Origin of the sequence: Lentilactobacillus rapi DSM 19907 = JCM 15042 (genome assembly GCF_001436255.1) — a bacterium.
In the GTDB taxonomy this organism is placed as follows: domain Bacteria; phylum Bacillota; class Bacilli; order Lactobacillales; family Lactobacillaceae; genus Lentilactobacillus; species Lentilactobacillus rapi.
In genome coordinates, this window is record NZ_AZEI01000085.1 from 17,283 (window position 1) to 35,640 (window position 18,358).

General features: G+C 44.3%; 20 protein-coding genes, 1 tRNA gene and 1 riboswitch. Of the genes, 9 read left to right on the forward strand and 12 right to left on the reverse strand.

Annotation, left to right across the window (positions count from 1 at the left end):
• Window positions 1-609: 609 nt before the first annotated feature.
• Window positions 610-981, reverse strand: coding sequence for a hypothetical protein (locus tag FD12_RS12965; protein WP_054747499.1), 372 nt, complete (start codon window positions 979-981; stop codon window positions 610-612).
• Window positions 982-1,084: 103 nt separating this feature from the next.
• Here FD12_RS12965 and FD12_RS12970 point away from each other — a divergent pair, with 103 nt between their 5' ends.
• From FD12_RS12970 to FD12_RS12990, 4 genes are all read left to right on the forward strand, one after another.
• Complete coding sequence (locus tag FD12_RS12970) at window positions 1,085-2,059, forward strand: asparaginase (RefSeq protein WP_056983420.1); 975 nt, start codon at window positions 1,085-1,087, stop codon at window positions 2,057-2,059.
• Between the two features lie 132 nt (window positions 2,060-2,191).
• Window positions 2,192-3,355, forward strand: coding sequence for a hypothetical protein (locus FD12_RS12975; RefSeq protein ID WP_054747497.1), 1,164 nt, complete (start codon window positions 2,192-2,194; stop codon window positions 3,353-3,355).
• Window positions 3,356-3,388: 33 nt separating this feature from the next.
• Entirely contained in the window at window positions 3,389-3,628 is a 240-nt protein-coding gene (locus FD12_RS12980; RefSeq protein ID WP_054747495.1) for a zinc ribbon domain-containing protein, read from the forward strand.
• A gap of 533 nt (window positions 3,629-4,161) precedes the next feature.
• Window positions 4,162-4,890: a glucose 1-dehydrogenase gene (locus FD12_RS12990; protein WP_054747493.1), complete on the forward strand. Its 729-nt coding sequence runs from the start codon at window positions 4,162-4,164 to the stop codon at window positions 4,888-4,890.
• Between the two features lie 241 nt (window positions 4,891-5,131).
• Here the strand turns inward: FD12_RS12990 and FD12_RS12995 are convergent, their stop codons facing one another.
• The 5 genes from FD12_RS12995 to FD12_RS13015 all read right to left on the reverse strand — a co-directional run bounded on the left by FD12_RS12995 (window position 5,132) and on the right by FD12_RS13015 (window position 8,525).
• Window positions 5,132-5,317 (reverse strand): LBP_cg2779 family protein, encoded by a 186-nt coding sequence (locus FD12_RS12995; RefSeq protein ID WP_054747491.1) that lies wholly within the window; start codon window positions 5,315-5,317, stop codon window positions 5,132-5,134.
• Window positions 5,318-5,387: 70 nt separating this feature from the next.
• Window positions 5,388-5,702, reverse strand: coding sequence for a hypothetical protein (locus tag FD12_RS13000; RefSeq protein WP_054747489.1), 315 nt, complete (start codon window positions 5,700-5,702; stop codon window positions 5,388-5,390).
• A 130-nt stretch (window positions 5,703-5,832) separates the two neighbouring features.
• Entirely contained in the window at window positions 5,833-6,486 is a 654-nt protein-coding gene (locus tag FD12_RS13005; RefSeq protein WP_054747487.1) for an energy-coupling factor transporter transmembrane component T family protein, read from the reverse strand.
• Window positions 6,483-7,913: an ATP-binding cassette domain-containing protein gene (locus FD12_RS13010; RefSeq protein ID WP_054747485.1), complete on the reverse strand. Its 1,431-nt coding sequence runs from the start codon at window positions 7,911-7,913 to the stop codon at window positions 6,483-6,485. Before FD12_RS13010 ends, FD12_RS13005 begins: the two co-directional genes overlap by 4 nt.
• An 18-nt stretch (window positions 7,914-7,931) precedes the next feature.
• Complete coding sequence (locus tag FD12_RS13015) at window positions 7,932-8,525, reverse strand: ECF transporter S component (protein ID WP_056983422.1); 594 nt, start codon at window positions 8,523-8,525, stop codon at window positions 7,932-7,934.
• A 193-nt stretch (window positions 8,526-8,718) separates the two neighbouring features.
• Window positions 8,719-8,808: riboswitch (TPP riboswitch) on the reverse strand.
• Between the two features lie 116 nt (window positions 8,809-8,924).
• Here FD12_RS13015 and FD12_RS13020 point away from each other — a divergent pair.
• Window positions 8,925-9,731: a Cof-type HAD-IIB family hydrolase gene (locus tag FD12_RS13020; RefSeq protein ID WP_054747483.1), complete on the forward strand. Its 807-nt coding sequence runs from the start codon at window positions 8,925-8,927 to the stop codon at window positions 9,729-9,731.
• On the opposite strand, the gene FD12_RS13025 is transcribed toward FD12_RS13020, so the two are convergent.
• Window positions 9,723-10,661 carry a linear amide C-N hydrolase gene (locus tag FD12_RS13025; RefSeq protein WP_056983423.1) on the reverse strand — a complete coding sequence of 313 codons (939 nt, stop codon included), beginning with the start codon at window positions 10,659-10,661 and terminating at the stop codon, window positions 9,723-9,725. The genes FD12_RS13020 and FD12_RS13025 overlap by 9 nt on opposite strands.
• A gap of 248 nt (window positions 10,662-10,909) precedes the next feature.
• On the opposite strand from FD12_RS13025, the gene FD12_RS13030 reads away from it, so the two are divergent.
• Window positions 10,910-11,551: an LVIS_2131 family protein gene (locus tag FD12_RS13030; protein ID WP_054747482.1), complete on the forward strand. Its 642-nt coding sequence runs from the start codon at window positions 10,910-10,912 to the stop codon at window positions 11,549-11,551.
• A gap of 140 nt (window positions 11,552-11,691) precedes the next feature.
• On the opposite strand, the gene FD12_RS13035 is transcribed toward FD12_RS13030, so the two are convergent.
• Genes FD12_RS13035 through FD12_RS13045 form a run of 3 tightly spaced genes read right to left on the reverse strand, consistent with a single transcriptional unit; the run spans window position 11,692 to window position 14,867 of the window.
• Complete coding sequence (locus FD12_RS13035) at window positions 11,692-13,572, reverse strand: FAD/NAD(P)-binding protein (protein WP_056983424.1); 1,881 nt, start codon at window positions 13,570-13,572, stop codon at window positions 11,692-11,694.
• 25 nt (window positions 13,573-13,597) lie between these two features.
• Window positions 13,598-14,161, reverse strand: coding sequence for a M15 family metallopeptidase (locus FD12_RS13040; protein ID WP_054747480.1), 564 nt, complete (start codon window positions 14,159-14,161; stop codon window positions 13,598-13,600).
• Window positions 14,162-14,219: 58 nt separating this feature from the next.
• A complete protein-coding gene (locus FD12_RS13045) occupies window positions 14,220-14,867 on the reverse strand; it encodes an NAD(P)H-hydrate epimerase (protein ID WP_056983425.1) in 648 nt (215 codons plus the stop codon).
• Between the two features lie 407 nt (window positions 14,868-15,274).
• Between FD12_RS13045 and FD12_RS13050 the strand changes: the two genes are divergently transcribed.
• Both FD12_RS13050 and FD12_RS13055 read left to right on the forward strand, forming a co-directional pair.
• A complete protein-coding gene (locus FD12_RS13050) occupies window positions 15,275-15,604 on the forward strand; it encodes a hypothetical protein (RefSeq protein ID WP_054747478.1) in 330 nt (109 codons plus the stop codon).
• A gap of 51 nt (window positions 15,605-15,655) precedes the next feature.
• Window positions 15,656-15,727: transfer RNA gene (locus tag FD12_RS13055), tRNA-Arg, on the forward strand.
• 137 nt (window positions 15,728-15,864) lie between these two features.
• On the opposite strand, the gene FD12_RS13060 is transcribed toward FD12_RS13055, so the two are convergent.
• Both FD12_RS13060 and FD12_RS13065 read right to left on the reverse strand, forming a co-directional pair.
• Window positions 15,865-16,209 carry a type II toxin-antitoxin system RelE/ParE family toxin gene (locus FD12_RS13060; protein WP_054747477.1) on the reverse strand — a complete coding sequence of 115 codons (345 nt, stop codon included), beginning with the start codon at window positions 16,207-16,209 and terminating at the stop codon, window positions 15,865-15,867.
• A complete protein-coding gene (locus FD12_RS13065; RefSeq protein ID WP_054747475.1) occupies window positions 16,206-16,472 on the reverse strand; it encodes a type II toxin-antitoxin system prevent-host-death family antitoxin in 267 nt (88 codons plus the stop codon). Before FD12_RS13065 ends, FD12_RS13060 begins: the two co-directional genes overlap by 4 nt.
• 609 nt (window positions 16,473-17,081) lie before the next feature.
• Between FD12_RS13065 and FD12_RS13070 the strand changes: the two genes are divergently transcribed.
• Window positions 17,082-18,035, forward strand: coding sequence for a quinone oxidoreductase family protein (locus FD12_RS13070; RefSeq protein ID WP_054747473.1), 954 nt, complete (start codon window positions 17,082-17,084; stop codon window positions 18,033-18,035).
• Window positions 18,036-18,358: the final 323 nt, after the last annotated feature.

Genomic DNA, 18,358 nt, shown 5'->3' on the forward strand with positions numbered 1-18,358 from the left:
GTTTGGGAATTTTTGTTCGAGGTGCTTACATGCAGATCTCTGCTTTACGGAGCTGTCCTAGTGTGAGTGAGCGGATCCAGGCGGTTTGCAACCGGAGCGTAAGTTTCCTTTGGCAGAAATCCCCGATTCTGGGATTTTTGCCAAAGGTGCTTACGTGCAGGTTGCTGCCTGGAGGAGCTGTCCTAAAATAAGTGAGCAAAGTAAAGCGGTTTAGAAGTCGGAGCGTAAGTCTCCTCGGAGAGAAATTCCTGGTTTTGGAATTTTTCTCCGAGGTGCTTACGTGCAGACTTCTGCTTTACGGAGCTGTCCTAATAAGTGAGCGGATCCAAACGGGAATAATCGGAATATAAGTCTCCTTATGTGGAAATCTCGGTTTGGAGATTTTTGCATAAGGTGCTTATATGCAGATTATTGCTTGGAGAGGCTGTCCTAAACAAGTGAGCGTCGCTAGGCGCTTATATGGGAATTTATGCTTAGCAGAGCTGTCCTAACAAGCGAGCAGATCCAAAAATCCACAGCTCACCCCTAACTAAGACTTTCGCCATCCTCCGCCTCAATGCGGACACATCAATTATACCGATCATGTCCAACCCACCACAAGCGAAACGACTAGTGCCCGGATGCCCGGTGATTGCTGCTGCCCTTCATTTTATGAACGCGGCGCTTGAATCGTGGCTGGGCATTGTCTGCAACAAACCGAAAGTGGACCATTTTACCATTGAAGGGCTTGCCGCTAAGCTTGATTTGCAGCCAGTTATTCATGACAGCCACCATCGAATGAATTGATTCAACTCGGGATTGAACGCCCTCCTTGGTTGCTGCCGCAAGGATATCTGTTTTTAACCGATTAACCAAGTTTTGGTGATAATCGACAAGTTCTTGGGTCAGCGGCGCGTCTTTGTATTTATTAAACAGCATTTCGATTTGTCGCATCGCATCTTTTGAATCTTGGGGAGTATAATATCTATCAGAATTGGCCATTACTTTGCTTCTTTCTTATAAGTAAGTGTGAAATATCGTTTTCACTTGCTATTTTACGTTACAATAATATAGATTAACAGGTTGATGGAGGAACTCAATAAAAATGAAAACAATTCTTGCAATTCACACGGGCGGCACGATTTCAATGTCGCAAAATGAAAAAGGCGAAGTGGTCCCAAATGACGAGAACCCAATTGCCGAGCAACAAGTGATCTTACAGGGCCAAATTAAATTGATTACCGATGAACTATTCAATTTGCCATCTCCACACGTGACCCCGGCTGTGATGTTAAAAATCAAGCAGCGGATTATGAAAGCAATTGATGATGGTATCGACGGGGTCGTTATTACCCATGGAACGGATACGTTGGAAGAAACCGCGTATTTTTTGGATTTGACGCTGCCAAACACGATTCCAGTGGTGCTGACGGGGGCCATGCGTTCCTCAAATGAAATTGGTTCAGATGGGTTGTACAATTTCAGAAATGCCATTATGGTGGCGGCAACCGATGAATCCTATGGGAAGGGCGTGCTGGTGGTGATGAACGATGAAATTCACACGGCCAGATATGTGACCAAAACCCACACGACCAACGTGGCAACATTTAGAACGCCGACATTTGGACCAATTGGTATTGTAACCCAAAATAAGGCAAAATACTTCCAAGAATTGATTCGAACGGAAGTCGCTGATATTAATCACGTCGTCAGTGGGGTGTTTTTGATTAAAGCATATGCTGGAATGGATGGGGAACTGTTTGATGCCATCGATAAACCAGAAACGAAAGGCTTGGTAATCGAGGGGCTCGGTGCCGGAAATTTGCCGCCACAAACCTTACCCGCAGTTAAACGACTCATTGACAACAAGATTCCAATTGTTTTAGTTTCCAGGTGCTATAACGGGGTAGCTCAAGACATCTACGATTATGAGGGTGGCGGCATCCAGTTGAAGAAGATGGGAACCATTCTGTGTCAGGGATTGAATGGCCAAAAGGCGCGGATTAAATTACTAGTGGGAATTAGTGATGGATTAAAAGGAAAGCGGCTGGCAGAGTTTGTCAGCAACGCAATTTCATAACCCTGAATTGGACTGAACAAAATAGTATTTGCTTGGCGGAGCGGCATATTCGATGTAAGCTGGATTTTCGCCCTGATCAATTAGCCACAGCAATTAAGAAAATCCATCTATAGAGAGAAGGGACAAAACACATTGAAAACCATTTACGACAAATTGCGGGCAGCTCAGATCGACGAACTGCTGATTAACGCATTTCAAAAAGACAGTGACATTGTTTATACCGGGATCATTCAGTATTTGAGTTCCAAAGATTTTATCATGATTACGTATAACGACTATGGGCTTCAAGACGGCGAAGTGTACCTCAAGATTAGCGCCGTTAAGCAAATTGAAACCGACAGTTATGACTTGGCCAATATGAAGGAACGAATTGCCTTTGATGAATCGCATCATATGGCTGTAAACCCACCGTTTGACATGCCGATTAAGATGAGCGATTCGCTGTTCGACCGGGTTATCAAAACTTTGCATGAAGATCAGCGGGTCTCACTGATTATTACCAAGGACGCTGATAAATTAAAATACAACGAAGGTTTGATTGACGAGGTGCACCCCGATGGCGTCGCCTTTCAAAATATCAATAAATACGATTTCTCGAAGCGACCAAAATATGTGATTAAATTTACTGACATTCGGGGGATTGAATTTGGCGGCACGGAACTGCAACTGTTGCAGGATGTACTGCCAATGATTAAACCGACTAATCACATTGACGACGTTGTGATTGCGGATTCGGCTGCATTTAAAAACCGAGCCACTCAATTACGAAAGGATGGCAGTTGGCTCATTGTCGATACTAATGATGACCGCAAATATTTCTATGTCGGCAAAATTATCGCAAACAACGATAGCGAAATTGTCATGCTCGTTGTGGACATGAACGGGCGATTTGGCGGGTATGTCTGGATTCGCTATGATGACATTCGCCGGCTGATTGTGGATGCCGATTATCTGCGGGTCGTCGAGAAGTTTGTCGCTGCTAATCAAAAGGCAAAACATTTTGCCCTTCCCGTGTTAAACGCTGATCGAGCATTTGATAATGCAGATAACATCCTGGTCAACATCATTACCCAAGCAATTAACTATCGGAATGTGGTTCGATTTGAAACCAGCGATGAAGAAAACTTTGTTGGTTATCCAATGTCCCTAGATTTTAAAACCGGCGTTCTTGACGTTGAATTACTGGATGTCGATGCTGAAGGTGAGTCGCAGACCAAACAAGTTGGGATTGAGACGATCCGCGAGATGGCCTTTGATTATTTGAAAGCCTTCTTGGCGGAAAATGAAGTTGACTGATCGAGCCTGGCGGTCAAGTGAGTGGGGTGATAGATGATGGCCAGTAGATTTGCATACTGTCCCTATTGTGGGGCTAAGTTAGCCGCTAATGATGTGGTTTGCCCCAATTGTGGTAAGAAACTGCCAAAGCAGGAGCAGCACAAACCCTCGTACAATCAACTGTTCGGTAATACCTACAAGGAAGGGATGAAACGGTATCATCAAGAGCGGGGGGATTTGAAGCAACCTAAGCGCTCATCGTTTTGGCAGCGTCTCTTTCATAAGAAGCCTTGAAGTGAGGCCGTGGTATGAGTCCTTCGTTTATCTTGAGCTGCTTTCAGATTGATAGATGTTGCGATAAATAACTGATTCCAAAATTTAAGCAGGCAGTGTTGTCATTCAAAAATTGGAATGACTGCGCTGCCTGCTTTTTTTAGATTTAAACCAGGCAGTTCAGTCTCAAAATTGCAGGCAAAAATCTTATGAAAACTATAACAATATTGTATAATTTAGTTGGATGAGGGAGTTGGGTTTAGGTTAGTAAGTGCTTGGATTTGCTTACTTGTTAGGACAGCTGCGTAAAGCAGAAGTCTGCACGTAAGCACCTCGGAGAAAAATTCCAAGACCAGGAATTTCTCTCCGAGGAGACTTACGCTCCGACTTCTAACCGCTTTACTCCGCTCACTTGTATTAGGACAGCTCCTCCAAGCAATAATCTGCATATAAGCACCTTCTGTAGAAATCCCCAAAACCAGGATTTCCACAGAAGGAGACTTATATTCCGATTATTCCCGCTTGGATCCGCTCACTTGTTTAGGAGGTACATTATGGGAAAATTAGACGGCAAAGTTGCGATCATTACCGGTGCATCTCAGGGGATGGGCGCAAGTCACGCAAGATTATTTGTTGATGAAGGCGCGAAGGTTGCAATTACTGATATTAATGAAGAAAAGGGAACCGCGTTGGCTCAAGAGCTTGGCGACAACGTGATTTTCGTGAAGCAGGATGTATCGAACGAAGATAATTGGAAAGATGTGGTGAATGCCACAGTCGATCAATTTGGCTCCTTAGACATTTTGGTTAATAACGCCGGAATTAGTTTCAATAAACCACTTGAAGCCATTACGGTGGATGACTACATGAAGATTTTCAAAATTAACCAGCTATCAGTCTTTTTGGGGATGAAATATGCTTCACCCGCAATGAAAAATGGTGGTAGTATCGTTAATATTTCTTCGATGAATGGATTAGTTGGTGGTGCAATTGGCTATACGGACACCAAGTTCGCTGTTAGAGGAATGACGAAGGCTGCTGCTCTGCAATTGGCACACGCAGGAATCCGGGTTAATTCAGTGCATCCAGGCGTCATTTCCACGCCGATGATTCACCAAGGTGATAGCGAAGCAGTTATCAAAGAATTTGCCAAAGCCATTCCATTACAAAGAGTGGCAGAACCGGAAGAAGTCTCAAAGATGGTTCTGTTCTTGGCATCAGATGATTCCAGCTATTCAACAGGATCAGAGTTTGTGGTAGATGGTGGATTGACTGCTCAGTAGAATTCGAGGCACTCCCAACTAAAAAAGATGATCCAAAGCAAACAAATTTCTGCTTTGGGTCATCTTTTCATTTTTTAAATAATGATTGCTGAAACTTTTTGTGATGATAGTGGTTGTGATATGGTCGAATGGTGGCTACCAAGCAGAAACTTCCATGTAAGCTTCCATAGTAAAAGCCTAAGCTCGTAATTTCTGTTAAGAGAGTCTGACAAGCCAGTTTTGCTTAGCTTCACATCCTTAATTAACGAACCACCGCTTCTATCGTTCTCTTCTCATCTGGAGTCGGTTCTGATTCCATCGATTTGATATCGTGGAGGCGTTCAACGGAAATGTGCAAGTTAAATGCTAACGCAGTATCAGGCATGTCGTTTTTCTTTTGGTAATTAATAATTTCTTCAGCTAAGGTACTAAATTGTTCTGCCATCATAATTCCTCCATTTGATAAACCTCGTGTTGCCATACATATATTATAGCAATAAAAAGCAAATCGGCACACATTAACGATGCTTTAACCCATATTCCATGACCGCAGCGATAATGGCAACGATAATAATTGCCACCCATAAGTTGTTGGTTTGGATATAGAAGTAATACAGTAACCCCAATGTGACCACTGCTTCACCAAGGTATCGTTCAATGCGATTGGGCAATGACAGAAACGCTAAGCCTAACAGAAAAGTAATACTACCGGTTAAAACGGTCTTGCCGCTGTCCAGGGACATAAACTGATTGAATAGTCCGAACAGGTCGATAATCACGCCGACAACTAATGCAAAAATGCCGAACGCAAATGCAAACATGTTTGCCCGCATTCTAAACGCCTTCTTCCTAAATGTGTTCTGCCAAACAGTGATGAAATGCACCCAAATCGTTCAGCGTCACACTCTTTCTACTCTCGCATTTAATTATAATGCAAAATATAAAATTCAGGAATAAAAGCTTTCAATATCTGATGAAGAATAATAGAACTTGCACAATCCCAAACAGGCCAATAAACCAAACCCAATCCATTGCGGTGATCTTAATCACTCGGTAATGGGTTCGCCCCTGGTCTTCCACGAAGCCATGGGACGTCATCGCTTCGGCCAGATTTTGCGACCATTGAATCGATGATAAGATCGCTTTGAAGTACAATTTGGGTGACCAGAAGTGAAGGGCCTCGCCACGCATCAACGCGGAAGTTTTAATGATCTGGACTTCTTCGTTGATTTTGGGCATCAGGTTAAAGGCTGCCAGGACGCCGTATGCAAATTTGGAGGGTAACCGAAAATCCTGCTCCAATGTTAATGCTAAATCGGTGATGCTGCTGGTCAGCGTGAAAGTTGCCCCCAGAAAGACGTAGGCGTAAATTCGAGTAAACAGGATCCAAGCAAAATGGATACCAGCGCTTCCGTAAAGCCATTGAGAAACGAATAATCCAAGGGCAGGGAATAACGGCCAGAAAATTAAGCCGATTAACGCTTTGAAGGTCACCCGATTAAAGAGAATGTAAATGAAGCTGACACAGATGAGGATTACATTGACAATCAACGACTGAGTAAACGAAATTTCCAGGGCGATTGCCATCACTAATAGTAACTTCAATCCAGGATTCATTTGATAACCTCCTGGTAAGTCAGATTTTGATCCGCAAAGTTCGCGTGATAGTCGATGAGGGTATCCAAACCGGACAGTTGGTGAGAAATAATAATTTGGGTCTGATGAAATTCCTGCTTGGACCGGTTTAAGAAGCCGACAACGACCTCTAGCGAATGATAATCCAATCCTTTGAATGGTTCATCCATTAAAAGGACCGGCGGATTCATGATTAACATTTCGATAATCTGTAGCTTTTTCTTTTGGCCTTCACTTAATGAATAAACGACTTGGTCATCACGGCCGTCAATGCTGAGCTCTTTGAGCATTGTTTGAACATCATCGATTGAGTAGGCTTGATTTGTCCTGTTCTTAAGAGATAAATCAAGCTCCTCTTTAACGGTAATATTCAAGAATTGATTTTCGGCATCCTGAAATAGCAGCGTGACATTTTTAGCGTATGGCAACGGCCGAATTTTCTGGATGTTCTTGCCAGCAAAGTCGATTTCGCCATCATACGGCAACAATTTGGTCAGCGCGTTAAATAATGTCGACTTGCCAATTCCGTTGGCGCCAGTGATCAAAGTGGTCTTTTCTTTACAGAACTTAAAGTCACCCAGCTTCAATAACAGTGAATGGTGCGGTTGAAGCTTAAAATCTTTGATATTAATGATTGACGGAGCGGCTTCGGTCGGGATCGCAACTTGCTTATTAATTGTCTGCGTGTTTTTAAAATTATCGAAGAAGTGTTGGGCAGATTGTGAATCTAACAAACTAATGTGATGCGTATCCGGATCGAGATAGTAGAACTCGTCAATGACACCTTTGTAATCGTTAAGGTCATGGTCTGCGAGGATAATGGTTTTCCCGTGTTCCACTTGAAGCTGCTTGAGCTTTTTGATCAGATCCAATCGTGAATCTGGGTCGATGCTGGCAAACGGCTCATCCAAAACGATCACCGGTGGATCCATCGCAACGATGCAGGCTAATGCCACTCGCTGTTTTTCTCCACCGGACAAGGTATTGATAACCCTGGAGCGTAACTGCTTGATGCCACAAAAGGCCAATGCGTGGTTGATAATCCCGTCCATTTTGGCAGGTTCTACCAGCATATTTTCCAGCACAAAGGTCAGCTCATGGATGACAGTGTCCATGGCAAACTGTTGGTTGGGGTTTTGAAACATCATCGCAACCGAATGGCTGATTTCGTTGCTTGGAATTTGTTTGATATCCGTGTCACCGAACTTGATGCCTCCCAGAGCATCGTTGCCAATGAAATGCGGATATAATCCAGCAATAAAATACAGGAGCGTTGATTTCCCACTGCCGGATGGACCGGTCAGTAAAGAAAAATGGTTGTGTTTAAAAGTTACGTCCACGTCGTTCAATACCTTGACGGTGCTGCCGGGGTATTCATAAGTGAAGTGGTCAATCAAAACGTCAGTCATTATCAGAACTCCTAGCGGTTAAAGTGAAAATGCGTTACTACGATCCAAAAGACGAACAATCATCTTGGTTAAAACACCACCAAAAATGAAGGTTGAGATGTAACGAGTGACAAAGAGTGCCAACAATAGTGGAATGCCGAATTTGTTGTAGCCATTCTTAATCATGTCCCAGGCGAAGGTCACAACTACGGTGGTGAAGATTGAGGCGTTCAAGCCAACCCAGTCGTAACGCTTGTAGCCCGTGAAGGCGAATCCAAGTTCGGAACCAATTCCTTGAACCAAGCCAGAGATAAAGGCACCGGCACCCCATTGGCCACCAAGAAAGACTTCAACGGCAGCACCGAGAAATTCACCAACAAAAGCGGATCCGAAAGTCCGAACCACAAAGCCAGTTAATGGGCCGGCCATACACCACAATCCCATTAAGAGATCATTGGCAAAGGGGGCAGCACCAATTGGCGTGAGTACAACGGTTAGCGCTGTATAGAGGAAACCAGCTCCCCAAAAAATAATTCCTGTAAAAATGGCAATCAAAGCAATTAGGATGATGTTACGAAGTGTCCATTTGCTTTGATGTTCCCGATTAGTAGCGGGTTGAGTCTTGTTATCCATGAATAATGCCTCCAATACGATATTTCACCCAATTATCTGGAGTGCCAAACGACTTGGTGTTGGCAAGAGGCGTCTGCTGGTGAGACCGGGTTTACTTGGTCACCGAAAACCATCAGAGCATTCAAAAAAGCCAGCGCAAAACTTGAAGTTTTACCCTGGCTGCGAAATTCATCTATTGCAAATAATCCATTTGGATACAACGGAAGTATGCTCCCTTCGCTGGTACTGACCAGATCAGGTTCGATGGGTTTTTCTCAGCCTTTAGGCACCCCAGATAAGTTGTATGATTGAATTTAGTATACTAAATATAAAAGCAATTTACAAACTAATTCACGACATTGTAGAATGAATGTATGGAAACAACGAATGATCAAACTGAAATAACAGGAGGAATTGGCGTTGGTTAAAGTGATTGCAAGCGACATGGACGGCACGTTTTTAAATGATGAGGGTACCTTCGATGAGAAGGCGTTTCAAGCTCAACTTGATGAAATGAAAAAGCAGGGGTTGCACTTTGTTTCGGCAAGCAGCAATCAGTATCAACACCTGCTTGAATTGTTTAAAAACGTTTCTGGACCGATTTCGTATATTTGTAACAATGGGGCGTTGGTCGTCGATGAACGCGGCGTGATTGTGACCGAAGAAATTATTGACCATCTCGTTTTAAGAAAAGCACTCGAGTACCTCGAATCCGAATCACTTTATGCGGGCGCCGAAATTATTTTAGTGGGCAGAAACGGCACCTATTGTAACTTGCCGGCTGATTCAAAACGCTTTAAGGCTTCCCAGTATTTTTACGAAAACATGCAGTCGATGCGTGATTTAAAATTGGTGTTTGATTCAATTTACAAGCTTGATATCACTTGGGAAGCTGGTGGGGTCGTTAAACGCCAAGATGAGTTTAACCACAAATTTAGCGGCCAACTTGCGGCCACGTCTTCTGGCATGAATGGGCTGGACGTCATGGTCGACGGCGTCAGCAAGCTTAGCGGCCTCCAGATCCTGTTGGCTGATTGGAATCTGTCGTTTGAGGACGTTGCCGCATTTGGTGATAACGGCAATGACTTTGAAATGATTGATGCGGCTGGCGAGGGCTATGCGATGAAAAATAGCGCTGAAGACTTGTTATCCCGGGTTAATTCAGTTACGGATGAAACCAACGAGGATCAAGGCGTCCAAAAGCAGATTGCCAAATATTTAGGCTAGAAATTTGGCCGTGTTGGGATAATTGGCAATGAGTTGTGGCAGCGAAAAGCTGAAAACTTGGGTGTCATCATGATATTTAAAAAAATAAGTCTGACTGGTTGAATCCAAGATTGAAATGTAGTGGGTGTAATTAAAGTTGGGATGGTCATTCATTGTCTGTTGATAAGGGATGGCAACCGCGTTTAAGACGTTAAACAGGCGATTCCGGGCTACAAACTGATTTGGCGCCGGCGAATTCCCGAGCTTAACGATTGCCGCTTCGAGGAATCGCGAAGTTGGCGTGTTGGTGGCTGCGGGAATTTGCTGATTCAAGACAAGACGTCGGGATTGCTGGACTAAGCTTTCTTTATTTGAGGATCCATTTAGTTCTTTGGCAAGCCGCCACATGTGTTCGGGATAAGTTGGCGAATTGGTCAGGACACCGATGGAATCGGCAATAATTTCCATACCATTTTGAGTTGGTTCAATAATTAATGTTTGCCCAGTTTGGTCGGTCAAAATCCAGTGAAACGCAAAGACTTCTTGGCCCGCAAGCCAATCTTTGCCAATCAGGGCAACGGCTGGAAGCTCATTTTTCACGGCTTCGATTGAATCATGTTCGCCAAGGACCCAAGGCAAGAAGTCCTGTGGGGTGAGGTTCAACTTTTCTGGGACTTCATTGGCCAGATAGTGGGCTTTGAGTGGAAACATGAGCTCAGCGCAACTTAGGCCGGCAATGTTAACGCCATCGGCCATCAAAATGTCGGTGCGGCTTTCATGACGGCCACCGCCAACGTACGGGTATTTGAGTGGTCGCTTGCCAGCGAGTGCAGTTTGGTAACTGGTTTGATTGATGAGAGTTGGATGCCACTTGGCCTCTACCGGGAAATCCATGGTGCGGCCGAGAAGCACATGATGATTATTTGATTGAATGGTTAGGCTGGTGCACATGTGAGGTCACCTCGATGAGTTTTCGAAATGGATGAATGTCAGTTAAGAATGTTAGAATGGATTTAGTTTCAAGTTTAGAGTCGGACTGTTTCATCAAGCGATCATTGGCGTATACGCACCTACTGAAAAAATTCCAAAACCGGGAATTTTCTTCAAAGAAGACTTACACTCCGATTGTTAACCGCTTGTTTTCGCACTCTTAATTAGTGTAAACTAAACTCAATAACAAGTAAAAAGGGGAATCAGTTATGAAATCCGCCTGGAATTTGATTGGTATGGGGCTTTGGCTCATCTTGATTGTTTATTTGGTTTGGATGATCCACGATATGCGGGCCCGCCGGTTGAAATTAATTGTGACAACTAAAAAAAGCTTCACTTGGAAAAACTTTAGCATCTCCTGCGGCGAAATTGTCGTCTTTCTGTTGGCCATTTGGGGGATGTCGTACGCGACATTTTTCCAAGATGTTGCCAAAATGGATCAAAGTCGGGTGACGACCAGTTACGAGTACAAGCCATTGATCATCCAATACAAGAACGATCAATCGGACTACGTGCAAGTGCAAAATGGTTCCGGCCGAAATCCTGTTCAAAACTATACATACTACGTGGAAGGCGGTAAATATCAAGTTAACAGCTTAAACGCGACGGTGGTTTATGGCAAGAGCAACCTGAACCTGCAAGCTGAAACCTACAAGTGGAACAAGGAGTGGTTGAATCATCTGGACGATCGCTACCAACATGCTTGGGTCGCAACCGTTACAGCCACTTATAAGAAAAACTGGTTTAACGGAATCGGCCTGCATGCCGGTCGCCAAGCCAACCGATTTAGTTTGATCCGAATTCCAGATCGGTCATTTATGGAAGTTCAGAATACAAAGACAAACGGGTAGCATTGGCGCTTCTTTCCAATAAGAAGCTCGGAATACCCAGCTGTTGGGTTCAATCAAATTAATCAGAATTAAAAGCCACGACAACTACCGCTGCCGTGGCTTTCTTTGGTATTCAAACAAGTTTCGATTTTCCCACCAATTTAGTTCATATCCACCTTATCGGCTGTTTTGAGGCCCAGGACACTTGCCGCAATCTTATCAGCTGTCTGGAGGTTGATATCGTTGACTCCCGGACGGGGGCTGGCGTTTGTGGCGAACCTTAATCCTTCCAAGGGCACACCCCAAATATACACGTTGGGCTGTTTGGCACCACCTTTATTAATTAGCTGATCGGAGTCTGGCTGGACATCAACTGCTGCCAGACCGACATCTTGGTCGTTGACCTTGAGGGTTTTGGTGCGCGCCAATTGATTGTCAACTAAGTTCTCCAATAAAGGATTGGCTGTAATCGTCAAGTCGGGTTTTGGTACTCTGGCTTCAAGGACCGCGGCGGATTTGTACACATCTGTGTTCCGTTTTGGCGAAGCTGTGACGTACCAGCCATTCTGTGTTTTTAACTCCATCTCAGGAGCTAAAATTGTGACCAAGCCGCTGCGGATCAGAGCGGATAATTGTTCACTCCGCAAAACGGGGGCACCAACTGATAAGAAACTGATGATTGAGGTAAATTCACCTAGGAATTTGTTCACGTAATCTTCGTTTGAGAATCGATCCTCCGCGATAATCTTTCTGAAAACTGGCCGGAAATCGCGCAATAGTTCAAGCGCCGAGGATGTTGGGCCGGTTTTAGATCCCGCTTCAGCATCTGGAATGACTCGGCTGAGCCAGTTGATTAATACAGATTGGTAATCTTCAGTGCCAATTACTTGCACATCTTTAAAGGGGTTAACAATGTAGTCCCAGTCAAAGATATCTTCTTCTTGAAAGCCGAACGCAGCCAGCACGGCCGGTCGATTGTCAGAGTTGATGAACCGGTCTTTGAAATCAGTGGCACTCTTGTATGGGAACTTGTCGCGAATGAGCAGACTGTAATAAACCAAGTCGAGGTCGAGCTTCAATAATCGCATGAATTCCGCAAAGGGGAGTTTGCCGTCAACGGAAACTTGATCCATGTTCGCCGCCGTTAAAAAGACTGGCTGAGCTTGTTCACCGTAGCCCTTTTCACTGATTGCCTTTGGATAATAAGGGATCCCCCGCTGAGAACCTGCGACAATTCGAGGTTCCCTGCCAGTTGGTTGGTAGGATAAGCTGCCATCATCATTTTTCATATAGGTCCCACCACGGCCAAGGGTCAATTCAGACACGTAGTCGTAAAAGCTTAACCCAAGCCCGCGGATGATGACTGGTTCACCAGCAGGGATGTCGTTGAGGTTAGCGTCCCCGGGGTGCGTTGGGGAGATGTAGGTTAATTTGTTCCGTTGGGCATAGGTTGCCAGCTGCTGCTCCTCGTCGTTGAGGTAGTTGTCTTGCTGGCCCAGACTCATGACCACTTTATCAAAAGCATATTGATGATCATCCGTCTTCAATGTAATCCGTTGGTTCGCATTGTATTGCAAATCCACAATTTCCGCCTTTTCAACGGTGACGGTTGATTCAATTGGGCACTGATTCATCAGTTCACTGTAGAACCACCTGATGTAGGCGCCATACAGAACACGAGGGGCATAATCCCGGCCGCCTAAATTACCAGCGGCTGCCTTGATTTCGCTTGGGTAGTCATTGGCAGTTAAGTAGTCCTGTGCCTCAGCACTGGCAGCCCACTCAAAAAGCGATGGGCCATCATAGACTTTGCTGGTCATATTAACCGAAGCGTCTGTGAAGAGGGTGATTTGGTCGGCAGGGGTGTTCATGATTAAGCCGTCCCACTGATCTTTGCGCCAAATTCGACCGCCGATTCCGTATGGATCAAAAAGCGTGATCGTCAGGTTTTCTGGCTGGTCAGCGTTATATTTGAATTGATTTAGTAGTTGGGACGTTAATATTACCCCACGTGGTCCCGCACCAATGATTCCAACGTTCATATTCCTTACTCCTAGTTTCTATATATTAGTAATCCTTCGGGTCAACTTCTAACGGACCAAATTTGTCCGCATCCGTGTCCCGGAAGTCCCACCATTCATTTTCGTAGCCGTTAAAACCTGCAGCTGTCATTGCATCATTTAAAATGTCGTAGTTCTTTTGGGCAGCTGGAGTCCATGAATCGTACTCGCTGCGTTTTGCCAAGCCGGTAAAATCATCGAATGGGGTTGGCATTTCCAAGTTGTGACCGTCCATGTCAGTCAAAGTGAGGTCAAAGGTGACGCCCTTTTGATGACTAAAATTTGGATCAGGTTCAGCGACCCAAATTGGATCTGGATAAACTTCGAATAGCTTGCGTTGGGCGTAAGTCGGGCGATAAGCGTCCCAAATTCGGAGCCGGTAACCCTGCTTTTTGAGGGCGTTACTAGCTGCCGCCAACTTGGTTACTGTATCAATCCGTGAAATTGCCTGATCAAAGTCATACACCACTTGATGGGTGAAGTTGTCCGTGGTTGCGTATTTCAAATCAACAATAATATCTGGGTCAACATCGTGCACGTTAACGTATCCTTGATCCTTTTTGCCTGCCATGATGGCACCTCCTGGTATGTTCAGCGCTAAACAAGTTACTCCTATAATAAGTTAATATTTATTCATTATCAAATGTGTTGCCCTTGTAAATGCCAATGTCATCAATAAATAATTTGCCAACGTACGGTTGGGCGGTTGGCTTAACCATCCCTGCTTTGACGTAGGCAATTGTCGAGGTCGAATCTGCTTTGATAGCTGTGCCCATTACTTCGCCGGTATCGCCGTTTAAGCCTGAGGGGATGTCAATGGCGTGGATCTTTGCCGTTGAAGCGTTGGCCTTGTCGATCACCGTCGCAAAGTCACCCCCAACATTGCGAGAAAGACCGCTGCCGAATAACGCGTCGACCAAGGTCGTGTATTTGTTGAAATCGGCGTTCATAAAAGTCTTGGGGATTTGATAATAGTCGCAAATTTTTTGTTGGCTGACGTGATCTTCGCTGGCATGATCGGGATTGCCAACCGTGAGGATCGATACATCGTAACCGTGAGTGCAGAGCAGGCGGGCCACGACCAAACCGTCGCCGCCGTTATTGCCTGTCCCGGCAAGGATCAAGACCTTATTTAAATCAAGATCCGAGTTGTTGCGCATATCATCATATATTTTAAGCCCAGCTCGTTCCATGAGGACCATGGAAGGGATGCCGATTTGGTTAATGGTTTTGTCATCTAATTGCCGTGATTCTTCAACTGAAATTGTTTGTATCATGAATAAATGCCTCCTAAATGTCAAAGTGAGCGGATCAAAGCGGTTAGAGATCGGAGTGTAAGTCTCCTCGAACGGAAATTCCGGTTTTGGGAATTTTTGTTCGAGGTGCTTACATGCAGATCTCTGCTTTGAGGAGCTGTCCTAATAAGTGAGCTAAGTAAAGCGGTTAGAAACCGGAACCTAAGTCTCCTTTCGCAGAAATCCCCGATTCTGGGATTTTTGCTAAAGGTGCGTAGGTGGAAGTTTTGCTTTACGCGGCTGTCCTAGAATCAAAACATTATTCATGTATATGTTCATCTAAATGGGAGGGAAATGCAAGCAATAAACCGTTGCGCAAAATAATGTTACTATATAGAGTGCGTGAGTAAATGGATGGTGATCATCCAAATTTCAAATGAGGTGAGACAATGTCACTGGATTATCCAGAAAATATGCATGAATTCGAAGATAAATTTGCAATCGAAAAAGCCCGTCACCCGGAAACAACCAGGGAAGGGCTGATGAAACAAGTGATTGAGGATGCGTTCCAAGGTTACTTAGATGAAGCCGAGGAAGGGCATTACGATACTGGCAAGTTAGTCGGCAAAGAGATCGAAGTTTACGGATTGAAGAAGGAGTTACTCAAAAAGATCAAGCCAATCGGTGATTCCTTTGAAGCCGATTTTCAAAAAGACGGTAATCAATTAATGTGGTATTTGGAAGACCAAGCTGATCGCGTAGCCCGCGAATTTTCATAAACTCGGTGCTTGTATTAATATTCAAAATTCGCTATAATAATATGATGTAAGGCGTCCTTAGTGTAATGGATAGCACATGAGATTTCGGTCCTCATGATCCGAGTTCGACTCTCGGGGGACGCATAAGTGGAGTGAATCGAGTTTGGTAAGGAAAGTCGCTGAGAGATTGGCGGCTTTTTGTGTTGGGTGTGATGATAGTATGAAAATAGCCCCCGACATTTGTCGACGGCCTTGGTGTAACTATTTAAGAACTTAGAGAGTTATTTGGGCTTATAGTTAATCAAATACTTCATCATTCGAATAACAACATCTTGGCGATTGTCAAAAATACGAAGAATATTAATGACTGATTCAGCGTCATTAACGTCATACAAGATCGTGTTCTTCGGAGTTCTAAGATAATAGAATCCGGTCAAACCCGTATTTGTTCCGAGCGTTTCGATAGGTTTGCCGACCTTTGTAAAGCTTCGTAAGTTTTCAAGTTGATCAAATAGTTCTGATAGCACCTTATCACTGATAGACCTGTCGAATTTATCATCCAAATAAGCTGCCATTAACCGGATATCATCTCTTGCATCATCGAAGAGGTTTAGCGTATAAGTCATCGGTTCATGATTTCCTTTTTAACATCTTCTAATGAATGCAAATTACCCTTGCGAGCGTGATTAACAATTTGGACTAATTCGTTGGCAATTTGAGTTCGTTCGTATTTTTCGTACTCGGAAATATCAATAATGGCATACTTGCCATAGCCGTTTTTGGTGAGAATGACAGGATTTTCAGGGGTTACTTCGTCTAGCAGCTTGTTGTAGGAGCGTAATTCAGAAATTGGCTTAATATTGTTAATTCCAGAATTTGGGATTTTCATTCGACTCACCTCTTGGAGAAAAGTATACGATAGCTGCTGCAAATTTGCAACAAGCTCTTGCTTGCACACATCCAATTATTGATCTCGAAAAGCATTGGTTCAGGGTAGATAGGTGGGATCTGATGCTTGCTTGATAAATCTGATGGGATTTCGGTCCTCATGATCCGAGTTCGACTCTCCGGGGGCGCATAACTGAATTAAATCGAGTTTGATAAAAGAAGCTGCTGAGAAATTAGCGGCTTTTATTTTGTTTTTGAATAAGTTTTTGATTCAACAGCATTGAAGGCTACCGAACGTTTTGTGTAAAACATGATTTAGAGATCACCTACAAAATGGTCAAATCTAGCCTTAAAAAAAGTAAAATATCATCTTTCAAAACGGTAAAGTGAGTAATTAGCGAGGAATGAGAAACGTCTTATTTTAAGTTGGAGCCATCGAGAAGTACAATTGACGATTGCTGGTTTGCATCATCATTTAATCGCAGCAAGATATTCTACTAAATCGAAAATCAATATCGTTGCAAATCCATCTGAATTCACTCATCATAAAAATCATATTGAAAGATGTCTTTCAATAATTCCACTCAAATTATGATTAAGGAGCATTCATATGAAAGCAGCAATTATTAATGATTTTACCCGCGGGCCCGAATACGGCGAATTTCCCGATCCAGAAGTCAAGGACGGCGAAGTTGAGGTCCGGGTCTTAGCAGCGGCAGTCAGCCAACTCGCTCGGTCAAGGGCAAACGGAACCCACTATTCAGCAACCAGCACCTTGCCGATTGTTCCTGGTGTTGACGCGGTGGGTGAAACTGCGGACGGGGAACATGTCTATTTCAACAGCGGTAGTAACGTTTATGGGACATTGGCAGAAAAGGCGGTTGTCAACCGACGGGCATTGTTCCCAATTGATAATACGATTGATCCGGCGGTTGTCGCTGCCACGGCCAACCCGGCAATGTCATCGTTCATGGCGATCAAGGAACGTTTGGGTGAGGACAAGATCCGGGGCAAACGCGTTTTGGTGTTGGGGGCAACTGGCGCCTCAGGTCAACTCGCCATCCCGATCAGCATTAGTTTCGGAGCCAGTGAAGTGATCGGCGTGGGGCGAAATCCTGAAAAGTTGGCTAAATTAAACCAATTTGGCGTGGCGTCAACCATCAAGCTAACTGACAATGACGATCAATTAAAAGCCGATCTGGCAAAAATTGGCGATGTTGACGTCGTTTTGGACTACTTGTGGGGCGACATTACCGCAACCATGATAGGGGACATGATTGCCCAGCGCCAAGATCCCCAACACACCTTAACCTGGGTTCAGATTGGGTCAATGGCCGGTCAAAGTTCGCCATTAAAGGGCAGCCTGTTTAGAAGTATCGACTTCCACCTGATTGGCAGCGGCTTCGGGTCATTCACGGCAGCTAACTTGGCCGATGATATGCCGGCATTGTTGAAAATGATCACTGATGGCAAAATTGCCGTCCCATTGACCACTTTTCCGCTTAGCCAAATCGCTGAAAAATGGAATGATTATAGTGATAATCGACTCGTATTTCTCCCGTAAATGTTCCGAAAAAAGCCAAGAGATTGAGACGATAGGTGTTTTGATCCCGTCCTCATTTTTTCATTAAAGTTAAGTCGAGTTTGATAAGGAAAGTCGCTGAGAGATTGGCGGCTTTTTATTTTGGCTGGTTCTGTCGATGATATTAAAAAAGCCCTCACACTTGTCGAAGGCAGTCGTCATAATTATTTCAGAACTTAGAGATTGAAATCGCAAATCATCTGTTCGTACTATCGGTTTAACATCTTCAAGTGGATGCCCACCAAGACGAGCATGGTCAACAATTTGAACTAGTTTACGAGCTACCTGAATTACTTCATCCAGCG